Below are 14296 nucleotides of genomic sequence, written 5' to 3' on the forward strand. Positions count from 1 at the left end.
TTTGGAGAAGGTTAGGATGAGGAACTTTTATGTTGAACTCAGTTTTAAAAAGGGCTTTTGAAAGAAGCCGAATAAAAATATTTTAAAATGACTTAAATTATTGAAGGCAGTTAAATAAAGCTGCTCTAATCCAAGAACACGGTAAAGTTTTCAACAGGTTCACGCGGGGTAATAAATGTATTTACCATATGATCTGGATCGGCATAACCCAACACAACAGCACAGACTAACTCTTCATCGTCAGGCGCATTGAGTACCTCTAAGACGATACGATGAAAATGATTCCATGCAGCTTGAGGGCAACTGTCTATACCGCGAGCTTTGGCTGCAATCATGACATTTTGCACCATCATGGAAATGTCCATTTTAGCGCCAGTCCCCATAATTTTATTTACAGTAAAATACAGCACAACAGGTGCATCAAAAAGCTGATAATTCCTTAAATGTTGTGCAGCCATTTTTTCTTTTTCACTTTTTTGAATCGCTAAAAGTCCATATAGCCCCCAACCATTTTCACGACGACGATCGATAAATGGTGAAATCCAAGTGGTCGGGTAGTATGAGAAACTCGCTGTATGCTGATCAGCAAGTTCTGGTCGAGTAAATAATTCGATTTGAGCAGCACAAACTCGGTCAATCATTTCTTGGCGTTTATTACCTGTGACTACATATACTTTCCACGGTTGGGTATTTGCTCCAGATGGTGCACGACATGCAACATTTAAAATATCTTTAATAATGGCTAAATCGATAGGTTTATCCAAAAAAGCACGTACTGAATGACGGCTTGTAATTACTTGATCTATCACTTGAACCTGTTCGAAAAACATAAAAATCCTTTAATGGTCTAGTTTTCCATCAAATAAACTATATACGATAGTCGTAGAAGCGTTATATTCATTTTTTGAAATTTTAGCTAAGCCTTAGATTATATAATGATTATAGAAATACTAATCTGAAAAAAGAATTGAAATTAAAGTCTTATTCGATAAAACTGATTTAATAAAGGGGTTGAGTTACGCTAGATTACAAAGGTGTAAGAATTATACACAAATTGTTACTTTTGGGTTTTAACTTAGTTTCAACGCTTTCATAATTTAATAGCAAGCATATATGTGCAAAGTTTTTTTTATGTGGTGTCTGAGAAACTACTGAAGAAAACAAGAAAAATTGATTTTTTAGCAAAGTATTGGGGTTAAAAGATCAAATTGTACGGATGCACATCATAAATAAGGCTAGGAGTATTTCATGAGTCTATTCACAAATCGCAAGTCATTGATCGTCAAAAGTTTAGCATTAACAGTAACAGCTTTGATGGTAAATACAGCTCAAGCTGCTACTGACAGTCAAGAGATTCAACAATTACGCAATGAAGTTCAAGAATTAAAAGCACTTCTTCAACAGCAACAGCAGCAAGTAAGATTAGTTGAATCTAAAGTTCAAGCAGCTCCATCTTCTTCTTCAGTTGGCTTAAAGTCTAAGTCTGGTGCAGATATCAATATTTATGGTTTTGTTCGTGGTGATGCGAACTATATCATTGAAGGCGGTGATGACGACTTCAACAAAATCAGTTCAACCAATGGTGAAGCGAGAGATAAACTCCGCGCGACAGCAAAAACTACACGTATCGGTTTAGATTTTAATACGCCAGTAGGTGATGCTAAAGTTGGTGGTAAAGTTGAAGTTGACTTTGCAGGTAATGGTGTAAATGAAAACCTTCGTATTCGTCATGCTTATTTAACCTATAACAACTGGTTGTTCGGTCAAACAACATCTAACTTCTTGTCTAGTCATGCACCAGAAATGATTGACTTTGCAACTAACGCTGGTGGTGGTACTACACGTATTCCACAAGTACGTTATGCATACAATTTGGCACCAACTACAAAATTATTGGTTGCTGCTGAAGAAGGTAATAGTGCTGGGGCTACAGGTACAGCAGTTAAATATAGTCTTCCTGTGTTAACAGGTAAAATTACACAATCATATGCTGATGGCAACGGTAATGCATCTGCACGTGTCTTAGTAGAAAATTATAAAGATAATAATGCAGGCAAAGACAAGACTGGTTGGGGTGTTGCACTTGGTACAGACTTTAAAGTTGCAGATCCTTTAAAACTTTTTGCTGATGCATCTTATGTGGTTGGTAATAGCAATTACCTATACGGAAGTAACAATGCGTATTCTGTTGTAAATGGTGATATTGAACAGAATGAATTCACTGCACTTCAAGTGGGTGGAACATATAAAATTTTACCTAACTTGCGTTCAACTTTAGCGTATGGTGCATTGTTTGCTGACAATGGTACTGATTTTGCCAAATCAAACCAAACTGCAAATGAAAAAATTCAACAAGCTTGGTTAAACGTGATTTATTCACCAGCTAAACCGATTGATTTAGGTATTGAATATATCAACGGTAAGCGTGAAACTTTTGCGGGTCAATCTTATAAAGATAACCGTGTAGGTTTAATGGCGAAATACAATTTCTAATTTTAACTTAGAAATTTATTGATCCAAAAAGCCGAGGAATGATCCTCGGTTTTTTAATACCTGAGTATTCATATTAAAAATAATCATCAAATCAATATCATTTCAAATAATGAATAATATTGTAAAAACATAAGACATTTGCTTAAAAAAATGCATAATTAACCCACTTTTTTTCTATGTTCATATTATCGTATAGATAAATGACCTGTTTTGGCCTGTTCTTGTAAAGCGAATGACTTATGAGGACTGTATTTCTCATTGTTTGATGAAATGATCTTTTATCAATAATAGGAGTAACATCATGACCATTTTCTTTTCTAAATTTTTGCAGCATTGCAATTCTGTTTATATCTAATCGCTAATGTATTTATCGCGATGAGCCTTTTTGATTTTCAATGTTGAAAATCTGCATTTTATTTTAATTTTTTGTTGTATATATCAGGCAATTAGGTAATCACTAAATCTGAGTGATTTTAAGTCTGCTACTATGGAATAGCATTTCTGTATCTATACAACAAAAAATCTAGCCAAAGAATGGACAATTACTTATGGAATTTTCTTTTAATGCCTTCTATACGTTGATTGCAGCGGTCATCGTATTGTTATTGGGTCGTTTCCTGGTCAATAAGATTGATTTTCTCCGTAAATATAATATTCCAGAACCTGTTGCTGGGGGACTTGTTGCCGCAATTTTGTCTTTACTCATCCATAATTTCTGGGGCTATAGCATTACCACGAGTAGTGAATTGCAAACCAGTTTCATGTTGGTATTTTTCGCTTCGATTGGTTTAAGTGCAAATTTTGCAAAATTAAAAGAAGGCGGTTTTGGTTTAGTCGTTTTTTTAATCTGTGTTGCCTCATTTATTGTCGTACAAGACTTTGTTGGGATTGGGTTGGCAACAGCCATGGGTCTAGATCCGCTGATTGGTTTGATTGCGGGTTCAATTACCCTTACAGGTGGACATGGTACAGCAGGTGCTTGGGGTGAGATTTTAGAAACCCAGCATGGTATCCAAGGTGCATTGGCTTTGGGTATGGCAAGCGCAACCTTTGGTTTAATTATTGGTGGGATCATCGGTGGTCCATTGGCCAAGCTACTAATAAACCGTTATCAGTTATCTAATCCAAAGACACAAAAAGAAGTGGATGAGACCAATCAGCAAGCTGTTTCTGATCTTGGTGAATATGTTCCCTTTGAATATCCACATCAAGTCCGTTTGATTACTGCAGATAATGCGATTACAACATTGGGACTTTTTGCAGCATGTCTGGCTTTTGCTGAATTCATGACAGGTTACAGTAAAGGACAATGGTTTGAGCTGCCAACATTTGTTTGGGCACTCGCTGGCGGTGTTATTCTTCGAAATGTACTCGAAGGCATTTTAAGAGTTAAAATGTTTGATCGTGCGATCGATGTGTTTGGTAACGCAGCATTGTCACTTTATCTAGCGATGGCTTTACTTTCATTAAAACTTTGGCAATTAGCAGATTTAGCCGGGCCATTGGTGATTATTCTGAGTGCGCAAACATTAACGATGGCTTTATATGCTGCTTTCGTGACATTCCGTGTAATGGGGAAAAATTATGATGCAGCGGTATTGGCCGCAGGGCATTGTGGTTTTGGTATGGGTGCAACACCGACAGCTGTTGCAAATATGCAGGCCATTACCAATATGTACGGTCCTTCACATAAAGCATTTTTGATTGTTCCGCTTTGTGGTGCTTTTTTTGTCGACTTAATTAATGCCACAGTGATTCAGTTAATTCTAAAATTTATCGCTTAAATTTTAGATTTAAAAAGCCAGTGATATCACTGGCTTTTTAAATGAAATTCAGCAAGGCATAATGAATAAATAAAAGACTAGGAATACTGATAAAAATTGAAATTTTAAGTTTTAGACTTAACAGCATTAAACAGGCTGTGAGAATATCTAATGGATTGCCCATGGTTTTTTGTAGCATGGGGACAATCACAGACAAGATAAATCCAACAACTGCGGCATTGATGAGCATTACAGAATTTTGAATATAACGATTCTCAAGTTGCTTAGACCAGTAAGGCAAAGCTAAAAAAACTAAGAAAAAAGACGGCAGAAAGATCAACAGTGTTGTTATGGCAGCATTAACAATGGGAAATGTTGTAAGGGGCAAATACGCACCAAGATAACTGGCAAAGCTAAACAGTGGCCCTGGCATAAATTGCGCAAGTGTGTAACCTAATTCAAAGTTTTGTTTGCTGATTAGACCTGTATCGACCAAATCTTGATGAAGCATGGGAAGAACTACATGGCCACCACCGAAGACCAGAGCGCCTGTTTTATAAAAACTAAAACTGGCTTGAAAGAGCAGTTTGTTGGAAAAAAGCATGGCTAAGCACAAGGCTAAAAAAATTGAAATAAAGCCAATCAACCAGATTGAATGATGACGATGAGCGATTGGCAAGACCTTAAAATTTATATGCTGCTTTGCGATAGTAAGATCATTTGAATCCTTTTGAATATATGCAAATCGCGTCATTAAAATGGCTAAACAACCAGTACCAAGGATAATCGTAAGTTGTATCCATGCATTGGAAAATAGGAGCAGTAGCACAGTACTGACAAGCATTAAGGCAACTTGTAATTTGGTTCTACAATAGCTTTTAAACATCTGAAAAAAAGCAAAGACGATAATTGCCAAGATGATCGAATGGATTGTTGAAAATAAGGTTACATTAAAAATTGGATGATGTTGAATGAATCGTGCTAAGCCAAACATTAGCAATGCTGAAGGGAGGGTAAACCCAATCCATGCAGCAACTGCGCCTAAATATCGATGTTGCAAATAGCCGATAGCCATGCCCATTTGACTACTACTTGGGCCTGGCAGTAGTTGGGTGAGTGCAAGCAGTTGAGCATACTGCTGCTCATTTAGCCAATGCTTTTTCTCTACAAAAGTCTGTTTAAAAAACACTAAATGTGCGGCTGGACCGCCAAAGCTACTACAGCCTAATTTTAAAAAAATCCAAAAAATTTCAAAAAGTGTGGGCATATTTTTAGGATTATTTTAGACATTTATTTTTATAATCTAATCGAAAATCATGACAGAATAAATAAATACAACAGCAAATCATTGCTAATTATGCTTATATACATGCGAATTTAGATTGTGCCATGATCTGAGAGTATATGTCATTGTTAAAGAAAACCTTAGCTTCTTTGTTTTGTGGTTTGTTACTAACTGCATGTGCACACACACCCGAAAAAAAATCGCAAGCCAGTAGATTAGCACCACAGCAAGTTTTAGAAGCCTCTTCGCGATTGGACAATACTTTTTATCAGTACAAACAGTTATCAAAGAAAAAACCTGTGATTGCTTTGGTTTTAGGCAGTGGGGGCGCGCGTGGTTACGCCCACATTGGTGTAATCGAAGTGCTGGAACAACATGGTATTAAACCTGATTTTATTGTTGGAACAAGTGCGGGAAGTATTGTTGGTTCAATTTATGCCAGTGGAAAATCGCCTGAACAATTACGCCAAATTGCACTCAATATGAAAGTGGGCGATGTGCGCGATTTCAAAATTGGGATGAAAGGTTTTTTTGATGGGCAAAAAGTTGAAGATTATGTCAATAAGCAAATCGATCAGATGCCTTTGGAAAAAATGAAGATCCCGATGTATGTGGTTGCTACAGAATTACAAAATGGTGAAAAAACAATTTTTAATTATGGCAATACTGGGCAGGCTGTGAGAGCTTCTGTATCTATTCCAAGCATGTTTATTCCCACCAAAATTAAAGGTAAGGAATATGTCGATGGTGGTTTAGTTAGCCCAGTACCTGTGAATATCGCCAAAGAATTAGGTGCAGATATCGTGATTGCGGTGGATATATTGGCGCAACCAGTTAACACGGAAACCACGAATGTCTGGGGACTGTTTAATCAAAATATCAATATCATGCAAAATAGATTAGCCGCAGAAGAATTAAAAAATGCAGATATTGTGATTCAGCCAGATTTGCGCGAAAAAGCGCATATTTTTGATGTAAAAGGTCGTCAGGATACCATGCAAGCTGGAATCGATGCTGCCAATCAACGTATGCATGATCTAGATGTGGTTATTGCCAGTAAGAAAAGTCTTGAAACTGCTCAGCAGCAATATCAAGTTCAAAACTAAGATCAATCGTAATAGATCCATTTAAAAATATTATACTTTTATCACTGTATGATTATTTGAATAAGGATGATGTGCTATTTCAGTAATCACTTTATTGAAATCTATGATGATTAAATTTGTTAAGTCTAAAAAGTGAAAATTGTGATACAGCCTAATATAATTTTAGAAACCATTCCTGTAAACACTGAACATTGTTATCAAATTTAATGCCAATTATCGGATCAACAGCGGCTTAAATATGGCAAGATTGCAGCGGAAATATTGTAAAAAATAGAAAATGATTGATAAACCAATAAGATATACCTCAAATAAATGACTAGGTTTATAATCATAAATTGAGAGAATGGTCAATTGCCGAATTAAACATGTTTTTTAGCTGAAAAGATATATAATAATAGGCTTAAATCTCCTGCCAAAATAGAGTCTAGAATACGATGTCTCCATTAGATCAAATGATCCCAGCTACAGATGACCAGTCAGAATTAACCATGTCCGTTTTGATGACCCCAGATATGGCAAACTTTTCAGGTAATGTACACGGTGGAACCATCCTTAAGCTACTTGATCAAGTTGCTTATGCATGTGCAAGTCGTTATTCAGGAAGTTATGTTGTGACACTTTCAGTCGATAAAGTGAATTTCAAAGAGCCAATTCATGTGGGTGAAATGGTCAGCTTCCTTGCCAGTGTCAACCATGTTGGTCGTACCTCCATGGAAATCGGGATTCGTGTTGAAGCACAAAATATTCAAAAACGTACAGTACGTCATACCAACAGTTGCTATTTCACCATGGTGGCTGTAGATGAAAATGGTAAACCACAACAAATTCCAGCTTTAAATCTGGATAATGATTGGAAACGCTGTCGTTTTGAAGCGGCTGAACAACGTAAAGTGGCGCGTTTACAAGAAAATCATCATCCTTCTTGCAGTATCTATAAAAAAGCTTCAAATGGTTAATTGATTAAGTTTCCCCCTCATTGCCAATGAGGGGGGCTTTAGAGAGTCTCAAAATTTAAATGAAATGTGGTTAGCGTGATACGCTATATTTGCCAACACTAAGCTATTGACGCTTAAACATAGATTCAAAAGATAAAAATTTGATAAAGACAGAGCAGTACTTTTAATTGACTTTGTTAAGAACACGTCCATCTACAGTCATGCTCCATGTCCCATTGGCAGTTTGTTGCGGTGCTTGAGAAACTTTAAACTCAGTTGAAAGTGGTCCAATGCCAGCACTAAAGTTATTGCCTTCAAATTTAGAAATTGGGGCAGATACAGATGAACTTGAATTAGGTTGTTTATTGCTATATTCAACACGGCCTTCAGGTGTAATCATCAAATTTACACTGCCATCCTCACTTTGCCACGTGCCTGAGTAGTTTTGCTTATCTGTCGGTAACGGTTTGCTACATGCAACAAGTAGGGTGCTGATGACGCCTAAACCGATCAGTTTTTTTAACATTTTAGATTCCTCGTTAGTCTTGATATGTCAGGTTTTAGTTATAAATTTATCAATTTTACAAACTGATTTAAGTGCAAAATAGTATAGCTGAATTATTCAATAATTCGAATTAGAAAAGCACTCAGAGGGCCATAATTGGCGTATGTACGAGTTATCTTAAAGATTAAAGATCAGAAAAATGATGTTATTGGATGACTTTAATTTTTTTAAAAGTGCAATTTATATAAAAAATATTCTAAATTATTGGTTTGAATCAATCGCTATATTGAGAATAAATTGATTTTTTTTTAAATAAATTGCAGTTAATTTTTCTGTAGCTTAGAGCCTTTATGAAAGGATGGAATTTATTTTTTCATAAGCTATTGATAATTATTTTATTTATTTTTTTAGAAAGGAAGCACTTGCTTTTGCATATAAATTAATCAAATTTGGCGATATTTTGATTATACTCAAAGCACGATAAAAATGGATTTAAAAAATAATGAAACTTTATACCAATGTACATTCTCGTGGAAATACCGTTTTGCCTTTATTAAAAGAATTAGATATCGAAGATCAAGTTGAAATTATTCAAGTGGATTATAAAGACTTGAATCAGCCTGAATATTTGGCACTGAATCCGATGGCTAAGATTCCTTTTTTAGTGGATCAAGGTTCTGTCATTTCTGAGACGCCTGCAATCTTTGCGTATTTAGCAGACAAATATATTGAGAAAGGTTTAGCACCCGCATTGAGTGATCCCAAACGTGGAGAATATTTAAAATGGTTATTCTTTTGCCACGGACCTTTGACTGAGTTTATGGATATTAAAAGCTTAGGTATTTCAACAGAACAAATTCAGGAACGAAGAAGAAGTCTAGGCTTTGGTACAGAAGAAACAATTTATAACTTTATTAAAATTGGGCTAAAGCAAGCAAATCCTTATTTGCTGGGGCATCAAATCTCTGCGGCAGATTTGTTTTTAGCATACTGGCTGATCTTCGCCATCTCTTTTAAAATTGTGCCATATCTAGATGAATTTAAGCCGTTTATACAGTTGATTCAACAGCGTGATACCGTAAAAGATGTAGCCTGGATTCAGGCAGTTTAGCGGAGTTTGTTCAATCATGAATATGGTTTAAAAATTGGATTTTAAATTTATCTGGATGATTCAGAATAGTGAAAATTGAAATATTATCGGTTGTTTTAAACATAAAGTAGATGCTGAGAAATACATTTTTTGATCATCAGCTTAAGTGAATAACATCAGAAAAAATAAAAAGACTAAATCGCAGCATGATCTAGTCTTTTTATTCAGATCGTCTTTTCAGACAACCCAATTGCTAACTCGGGAGGAGTATTAAATCTTATTGACCTGCTTGAGGAGCAGAAGTCGCTGGAGCTTCAGCAGCGCTTTCAGTCGCAGGTTGAGCTGTAGGTTGACCAGCAGCTTGAGTATCTTCAGCTGCAGCTGGTTGTTCTTGAGTTGATACGACAACTTGTTCAGCTTCAGTCGCCGCTGTATCAGTTGCTGCAAATGTTGAGAAAGCAGTGAAAGCAAGTGTAGTAGCTAAAAGAGTTTTAACGAGTTTCATTTTTGGCATCCTTAATTCATCGAATTGATCGTATAACGACCTGTGAGAGCGTCAGTTGTTAAATGCGTTGCTGATCACAGGGAGTAGTGTCATGCTAAGTGCAGATGAAAAAATGGGCAACCTAAGCAACAAAGCGTAACAGGCTGGTTTACATGTTTAAAACAAATCATTGTATTATGTTGCTTTTTTGTGACTCATTGACTTTTACTAATAGGTAAAAATGTATGTAAATATGAAAAGTTGATTAAAAAACATACTATGCTGTTACTTAGACTTAACATTCATTATGCAATCTTTATGAATGCTATATTGGAGTTTTGGATTGCTTTTGTAATTTTAATTTAAAAAATAGATTTAAAACCTGAAACTATAGGCAAATTTTCAGTAATAATAAGAAGCGTCGTGATAACCATCAATTTCTTTCATTTAATATGCTGAGTCGATCCTTTGAAGATTTTAAGCCAAAAAACAGTCAAAACTCATATTATTTCTGGATTTTTAGGGGCTGGAAAGACCACCTTATTACAGCATTTGCTTCAACAGAAGCCAGAAAATGAAACGTGGGCTGTGCTGATGAATGAGTTTGGACAAATTGGTGTAGATCAACAATTATTACCACAAGACTCAGGCTATGAGGTAAAAGAATTACTCGGTGGTTGTTTATGTTGTGCAGGACAATTGCCTATGCAAATTGCCTTGTCTCGATTGATTTATGATAAACAACCCGATCGACTATTTATAGAACCCACAGGCTTAGGTCATCCCGCTCAACTTTTGGCACAATTGACTGAACCGCAATGGCAAGCGCAAATTGATATGCGTGCATTGGTGACAGTAATCGATGGGAGTCGCTTACATGATCCTGAATGGGTGAATCAAGAGCTTTATCAAGATCAGTTAAAAGCTGCACAAATTGTTGTGGTTTCGCATGCAGATAGTATGTCTGCGTCTGATCATGAGGTGTTAAACCAGTTTAAAAATGATTACTTTGCTTATATTCAAACTTGGGTATTGGTAGAGCAGGGCAATCTTGATATTCAACAGCTGGATCTATCCCATCAAGGGGTTGAGCGAAAAGTTGTACCATTGATCCAAGTGCAAAAGCAATTTAACCCCGATGAAGTACTGCCTGTGGTTAAACAATTGCCTTATCACTATGTTGAAACGGCTAATGGATATACTGTTGCAGGTTGGAAATTTTCAAAGCGTTGGCAATTCGATTTTTATGACTTGTTAGATGTCTTGTGTGAGCAAAAAGACTGGTTGCGGATCAAAGGGATATTCAATACCAATCAAGGTTGGATGACATTTAATTTTAATCCAGAAAATTTGAATTATAAATCGGGTGAAGAAAGCTTGGATAATCGGATTGAACTTATTAGCCAGCACAATCGTGATTGGGAAAGTTTAGAAACGGCTTTGTTGAATTGTCGAATTGATCAGGCGGAAAAAACGCAGTAATCCTTTTGAAAATCTTATAGACTGTGCGCCATATTTAAGAACTTTTTGGAACTTTCATGGCATTAAAAGCAACAATTTATAAGGCTGATCTCAATATTGCCAATATGGATGTGCATCAATATGGTGATTATCAATTCACGATGGCATTACATCCATCTGAAACGATTGAACGCTTAATGGTGCGTGTATTGGCATATGCTCGTTTTGCAGATGAACGTTTGGAATTTACCAAAGATTTATTTGAAACTGATGAACCTGCTTTATGGGAAAAGGATTTAACCGGACAGTTGATTAAATGGATTGAAGTTGGTTTGCCTGACGAAGACAAAGTTAAAAAAGCGGCAGCGCGTTGTAAAGAAGTGGCTGTCATCGCCTATGGTTCAGCCGTTGCAGAATGGTATAAAAGAAGTTCTAAACTCAAAACATTATCAAATGTTCAGGTATGGCAGTTGTCTGAGGCGACGACAACTGCAATTCAAGCTTTATGTCAACGCACAATGCAATTGCAATTAAATGTTATGGATGGTGAGTGGACTTTAATTGGTGATGATGCTCAAGCTGTGATTGAATGGACACAGTTACAATAAGCATTGTTGTCCAATAAAAATTGACAAGAAAAGTAAGCGAATCGCTTGCTTTTTTTTGCTTAAATTTCGTATACCTAGAGTGATAAAAATAGTTATGTAGAAAATCAATGAATAATGACATCTACCACTTACTGATGGCTTTGGCGATTGGTGCGATTATTGGTGCAGAGCGTGAGTATCGCAGTAAGTCAGCAGGGTTACGCACCATGATTATGGTGAGTTTAGCATCCTGCTTATTCACCATACTTTCGATCAAAATTGGGGTACAAAATCCTGATCGTTTGGCAGCAAATATTCTGACTGGTTTGGGGTTTTTAGGTGCTGGGGTTATTTTTAAAGATGACAACCGAATTTCAGGTATTACCACTGCAACAACGATTTGGATGGTGGCTGCATTAGGTATGGCTGCTGGTGCTGGTTATGAATATTTAGCATTTGTTGGAACGCTACTGGTACTGGTCGTTTTAGTATTTCTCGTCTATTTTCAAGAAAAAATTGAAGCGATTCATCAAGCTCGTAATTACAGGATTTTATGTGATTATCAGCAAGAGACCTTAGATAAATACGAAGAATTGTTTAAGCAATACAATATGAAAATTTTACGTGGCGTACAAAATAAAACTGAAAAACAGATTGTTGGGCGCTGGGTTTTAATTGGGTCTGCACAAAATCATAAAAAACTCACCAATTATTTGCTTTTAGATCAAGAGATTAAAGAGTTAAGTTTTTAAAATAAAAAACGCTTTTTAAATGTAGATGAATTAATCAATTTTGCACAACAAGCGGAACTTTGGAAAACGCAATTGTTGAAATACACGTATAATTACGCCCAACAGGTTGAGCAAGATTATCAACGTTTGTGTAAAAGTTATGCTGAATATTGTACTGAACAAAAGACAGTGATGTGTAAAGCTTTGCACAAACCCGAATGATGAATAGGAATAATGTATGTCAAATGAATTAGAAATTATCGACTTAAAAGTTGGTGAAGGTAAAGAAGCGGTAAAAGGTGCTTTGATTACAACTCATTATACTGGCTGGTTGGAAGATGGAACCAAGTTCGATTGTTCAATTGATCGTGGCAATTACTTTGAAACAGTGATTGGAACAGGCCGTGTAATTAAAGGTTGGGATCAAGGCATTATGGGGATGAAAGTAGGTGGTAAACGTAAATTAATCGTTCCTGCACACTTGGCTTATGGCGAGCGTAAAATGGGCAAAATCATTCCAGCAAATTCTAATCTGATTTTTGAAATTGAACTTTTTGATGTCAAAACACGTGATTAAACTCACTAAATGTTTGGGCTAATTTAGCTGTACTAGCTCAAACCAGATCTGACAGTTACCCATTTTTTAGTGTGCCTGTCAGGTTAAATTTGAGCTAAATTCTTCTCAGCCCAAATTCGCTTCCCATCAAGTAATGTTTCCAGTGGTGTGCGACCACAGCACATTTTTCCCTGATGAGTTCGTTCAGTATTATAGAATTTTTGCCAAACGTCTAGATCAGCTTGTAATTCCTCTAATGTATTATAAAGCTTCTTCCTAAATGTAATTTGATAAAACTCCTGCAAGATCGTCTTATGGAAACGCTCGCATATTCCATTCGTTTGTGGGGATGCTGCTTTTGTTTTGGTGTGATCAATATCATTGATGGCTAAATATAGCTCATAATCATGTTGTTCAACCTTACCGCAATATTCAGTACCTCTATCTGTCAGGATACGCAGCATTGGTAGATCCTGCGACTGATAAAATGGTAGTACACGATCATTTAACAGATCTGCCGCTGTAATCGGTGTTTTCGTTGTATAGAGCTTGCAATGAACGACTTTGCTGTAGGTGTCGATGAAAGTTTGTTGATAGATTCGACCGACACCTTTCAGATTGCCAACGTAAAATGTATCTTGGGCTCCAAGATATCCTGGATGGTGTGTTTCTATTTCGCCACAAGCAACATCATCTTCATGTTTACGCTCAAGTGCAGCAATCTGATGATCATTTAACTCAAAGCCATCTTGTGCCACTTTGGCTTCTAAGGCTTTCAATCGCTTTTTAAAATTCTCTAAATCGTGGCGGAGCCAAATAGATCGAACCCCGCTACCTGAAATGAATACACCATTTTTACGTAACTCATTACTACTGCGGTGTTGACCATAAGCTGGATATTGGATTGCGAAATCAATAACGGCTTGTTCTGTGGCATCGTCTACACGATTCTTAAGATTCGGTACTCTTCGGGATTTATTGATGAGTGAATCAACATCACCTGATTCAACGAGTTCCTGATAACGGTAAAAGGTATCTCTAGAGACACCCATGACTTTACAAGCTCTGGATACATTCTGAAGTTCTTCAGCTAAATTGAGTAAGCCTACTTTGTGTTTGATGATTTGATTGTTAGTATGCAACATAAGAAAGTTACCTTTGTTTGATTAAGATTCGACACCTTTATCAAAACGGGTAACTTTCTCTTTTTCAAGATCAATGTCTGATCAGATCGGAACTAATACAATTTAGCCATCAGCATGAACGCAAAAATAGAGGTCAATTGATCTCTATTTTTTTA

At 36.4% G+C, this 14296-nt stretch carries 14 protein-coding genes; 9 read left to right on the forward strand and 5 right to left on the reverse strand.

Going from position 1 to position 14296, the window contains the following annotated elements:
- Positions 1-125: 125 nt before the first annotated feature.
- Positions 126-830 carry a nitroreductase gene (locus tag FHR28_RS18290; RefSeq protein ID WP_151956062.1) on the reverse strand — a complete coding sequence of 235 codons (705 nt, stop codon included), beginning with the start codon at positions 828-830 and terminating at the stop codon, positions 126-128.
- Positions 831-1248: 418 nt separating this feature from the next.
- Between FHR28_RS18290 and FHR28_RS18295 the strand changes: the two genes are divergently transcribed.
- Positions 1249-2493: a DcaP family trimeric outer membrane transporter gene (locus tag FHR28_RS18295; protein WP_154129622.1), complete on the forward strand. Its 1245-nt coding sequence runs from the start codon at positions 1249-1251 to the stop codon at positions 2491-2493.
- Between the two features lie 548 nt (positions 2494-3041).
- On the forward strand, positions 3042-4277 hold the full coding sequence (gene gltS, locus FHR28_RS18300) for a sodium/glutamate symporter (protein WP_004819437.1): 1236 nt from the start codon (positions 3042-3044) through the stop codon (positions 4275-4277).
- 37 nt (positions 4278-4314) lie between these two features.
- Here gltS and chrA read toward each other — a convergent pair whose 3' ends face one another.
- Complete coding sequence (gene chrA, locus FHR28_RS18305) at positions 4315-5523, reverse strand: chromate efflux transporter (protein WP_105713210.1); 1209 nt, start codon at positions 5521-5523, stop codon at positions 4315-4317.
- A 137-nt stretch (positions 5524-5660) separates the two neighbouring features.
- On the opposite strand from chrA, the gene FHR28_RS18310 reads away from it, so the two are divergent.
- Positions 5661-6647 carry a patatin-like phospholipase family protein gene (locus tag FHR28_RS18310; RefSeq protein ID WP_056514567.1) on the forward strand — a complete coding sequence of 329 codons (987 nt, stop codon included), beginning with the start codon at positions 5661-5663 and terminating at the stop codon, positions 6645-6647.
- A gap of 434 nt (positions 6648-7081) precedes the next feature.
- Entirely contained in the window at positions 7082-7603 is a 522-nt protein-coding gene (locus tag FHR28_RS18315) for an acyl-CoA thioesterase (RefSeq protein ID WP_004722691.1), read from the forward strand.
- Between the two features lie 163 nt (positions 7604-7766).
- Here FHR28_RS18315 and FHR28_RS18320 read toward each other — a convergent pair whose 3' ends face one another.
- Positions 7767-8108, reverse strand: a complete 342-nt coding sequence (locus FHR28_RS18320) for a hypothetical protein (RefSeq protein ID WP_004819444.1) — start codon at positions 8106-8108, stop codon at positions 7767-7769.
- 481 nt (positions 8109-8589) lie between these two features.
- Here FHR28_RS18320 and FHR28_RS18325 point away from each other — a divergent pair, with 481 nt between their 5' ends.
- Complete coding sequence (locus FHR28_RS18325) at positions 8590-9198, forward strand: glutathione S-transferase family protein (RefSeq protein WP_166783235.1); 609 nt, start codon at positions 8590-8592, stop codon at positions 9196-9198.
- A gap of 256 nt (positions 9199-9454) precedes the next feature.
- On the opposite strand, the gene FHR28_RS18330 is transcribed toward FHR28_RS18325, so the two are convergent.
- Positions 9455-9682: a hypothetical protein gene (locus FHR28_RS18330; protein WP_004722685.1), complete on the reverse strand. Its 228-nt coding sequence runs from the start codon at positions 9680-9682 to the stop codon at positions 9455-9457.
- 447 nt (positions 9683-10129) lie between these two features.
- Here FHR28_RS18330 and FHR28_RS18335 point away from each other — a divergent pair, with 447 nt between their 5' ends.
- The 4 genes from FHR28_RS18335 to FHR28_RS18350 all read left to right on the forward strand — a co-directional run bounded on the left by FHR28_RS18335 (position 10130) and on the right by FHR28_RS18350 (position 13017).
- A complete protein-coding gene (locus FHR28_RS18335) occupies positions 10130-11143 on the forward strand; it encodes a CobW family GTP-binding protein (RefSeq protein ID WP_166783236.1) in 1014 nt (337 codons plus the stop codon).
- 56 nt (positions 11144-11199) lie between these two features.
- Complete coding sequence (locus FHR28_RS18340; RefSeq protein ID WP_004722682.1) at positions 11200-11730, forward strand: YaeQ family protein; 531 nt, start codon at positions 11200-11202, stop codon at positions 11728-11730.
- Positions 11731-11837: 107 nt separating this feature from the next.
- Positions 11838-12461 carry an MgtC/SapB family protein gene (locus FHR28_RS18345; RefSeq protein ID WP_004819450.1) on the forward strand — a complete coding sequence of 208 codons (624 nt, stop codon included), beginning with the start codon at positions 11838-11840 and terminating at the stop codon, positions 12459-12461.
- Between the two features lie 217 nt (positions 12462-12678).
- A complete protein-coding gene (locus tag FHR28_RS18350; protein WP_166783237.1) occupies positions 12679-13017 on the forward strand; it encodes an FKBP-type peptidyl-prolyl cis-trans isomerase in 339 nt (112 codons plus the stop codon).
- An 83-nt stretch (positions 13018-13100) separates the two neighbouring features.
- Here FHR28_RS18350 and FHR28_RS18355 read toward each other — a convergent pair whose 3' ends face one another.
- Positions 13101-14141 (reverse strand): IS481 family transposase, encoded by a 1041-nt coding sequence (locus tag FHR28_RS18355; protein ID WP_166781830.1) that lies wholly within the window; start codon positions 14139-14141, stop codon positions 13101-13103.
- Positions 14142-14296: the final 155 nt, after the last annotated feature.

Origin of the sequence: Acinetobacter sp. BIGb0196 (assembly GCF_011759595.1) — a bacterium.
Taxonomy (GTDB): Bacteria; Pseudomonadota; Gammaproteobacteria; order Pseudomonadales; family Moraxellaceae; genus Acinetobacter; species Acinetobacter guillouiae.

Excerpts from the sequence above, each read along its gene's own strand:
- FHR28_RS18350 (WP_166783237.1), top strand. The coding sequence starts at position 12,679 with ATGTCAAATGAATTAGAAATTATCGACTTAAAAGTTGGTGAAGGTAAA.
- FHR28_RS18310 (WP_056514567.1), top strand. The coding sequence starts at position 5,661 with ATGTCATTGTTAAAGAAAACCTTAGCTTCTTTGTTTTGTGGTTTGTTA.
- FHR28_RS18345 (WP_004819450.1), top strand. The coding sequence starts at position 11,838 with ATGAATAATGACATCTACCACTTACTGATGGCTTTGGCGATTGGTGCG.
- gltS (WP_004819437.1), top strand. The coding sequence starts at position 3,042 with ATGGAATTTTCTTTTAATGCCTTCTATACGTTGATTGCAGCGGTCATC.
- FHR28_RS18340 (WP_004722682.1), top strand. The coding sequence starts at position 11,200 with ATGGCATTAAAAGCAACAATTTATAAGGCTGATCTCAATATTGCCAAT.
- FHR28_RS18355 (WP_166781830.1), bottom strand. The coding sequence starts at position 14,141 with ATGTTGCATACTAACAATCAAATCATCAAACACAAAGTAGGCTTACTC.
- FHR28_RS18325 (WP_166783235.1), top strand. The coding sequence starts at position 8,590 with ATGAAACTTTATACCAATGTACATTCTCGTGGAAATACCGTTTTGCCT.
- FHR28_RS18330 (WP_004722685.1), bottom strand. The coding sequence starts at position 9,682 with ATGAAACTCGTTAAAACTCTTTTAGCTACTACACTTGCTTTCACTGCT.
- chrA (WP_105713210.1), bottom strand. The coding sequence starts at position 5,523 with ATGCCCACACTTTTTGAAATTTTTTGGATTTTTTTAAAATTAGGCTGT.
- FHR28_RS18295 (WP_154129622.1), top strand. The coding sequence starts at position 1,249 with ATGAGTCTATTCACAAATCGCAAGTCATTGATCGTCAAAAGTTTAGCA.
- FHR28_RS18315 (WP_004722691.1), top strand. The coding sequence starts at position 7,082 with ATGTCTCCATTAGATCAAATGATCCCAGCTACAGATGACCAGTCAGAA.
- FHR28_RS18320 (WP_004819444.1), bottom strand. The coding sequence starts at position 8,108 with ATGTTAAAAAAACTGATCGGTTTAGGCGTCATCAGCACCCTACTTGTT.
- FHR28_RS18290 (WP_151956062.1), bottom strand. The coding sequence starts at position 830 with ATGTTTTTCGAACAGGTTCAAGTGATAGATCAAGTAATTACAAGCCGT.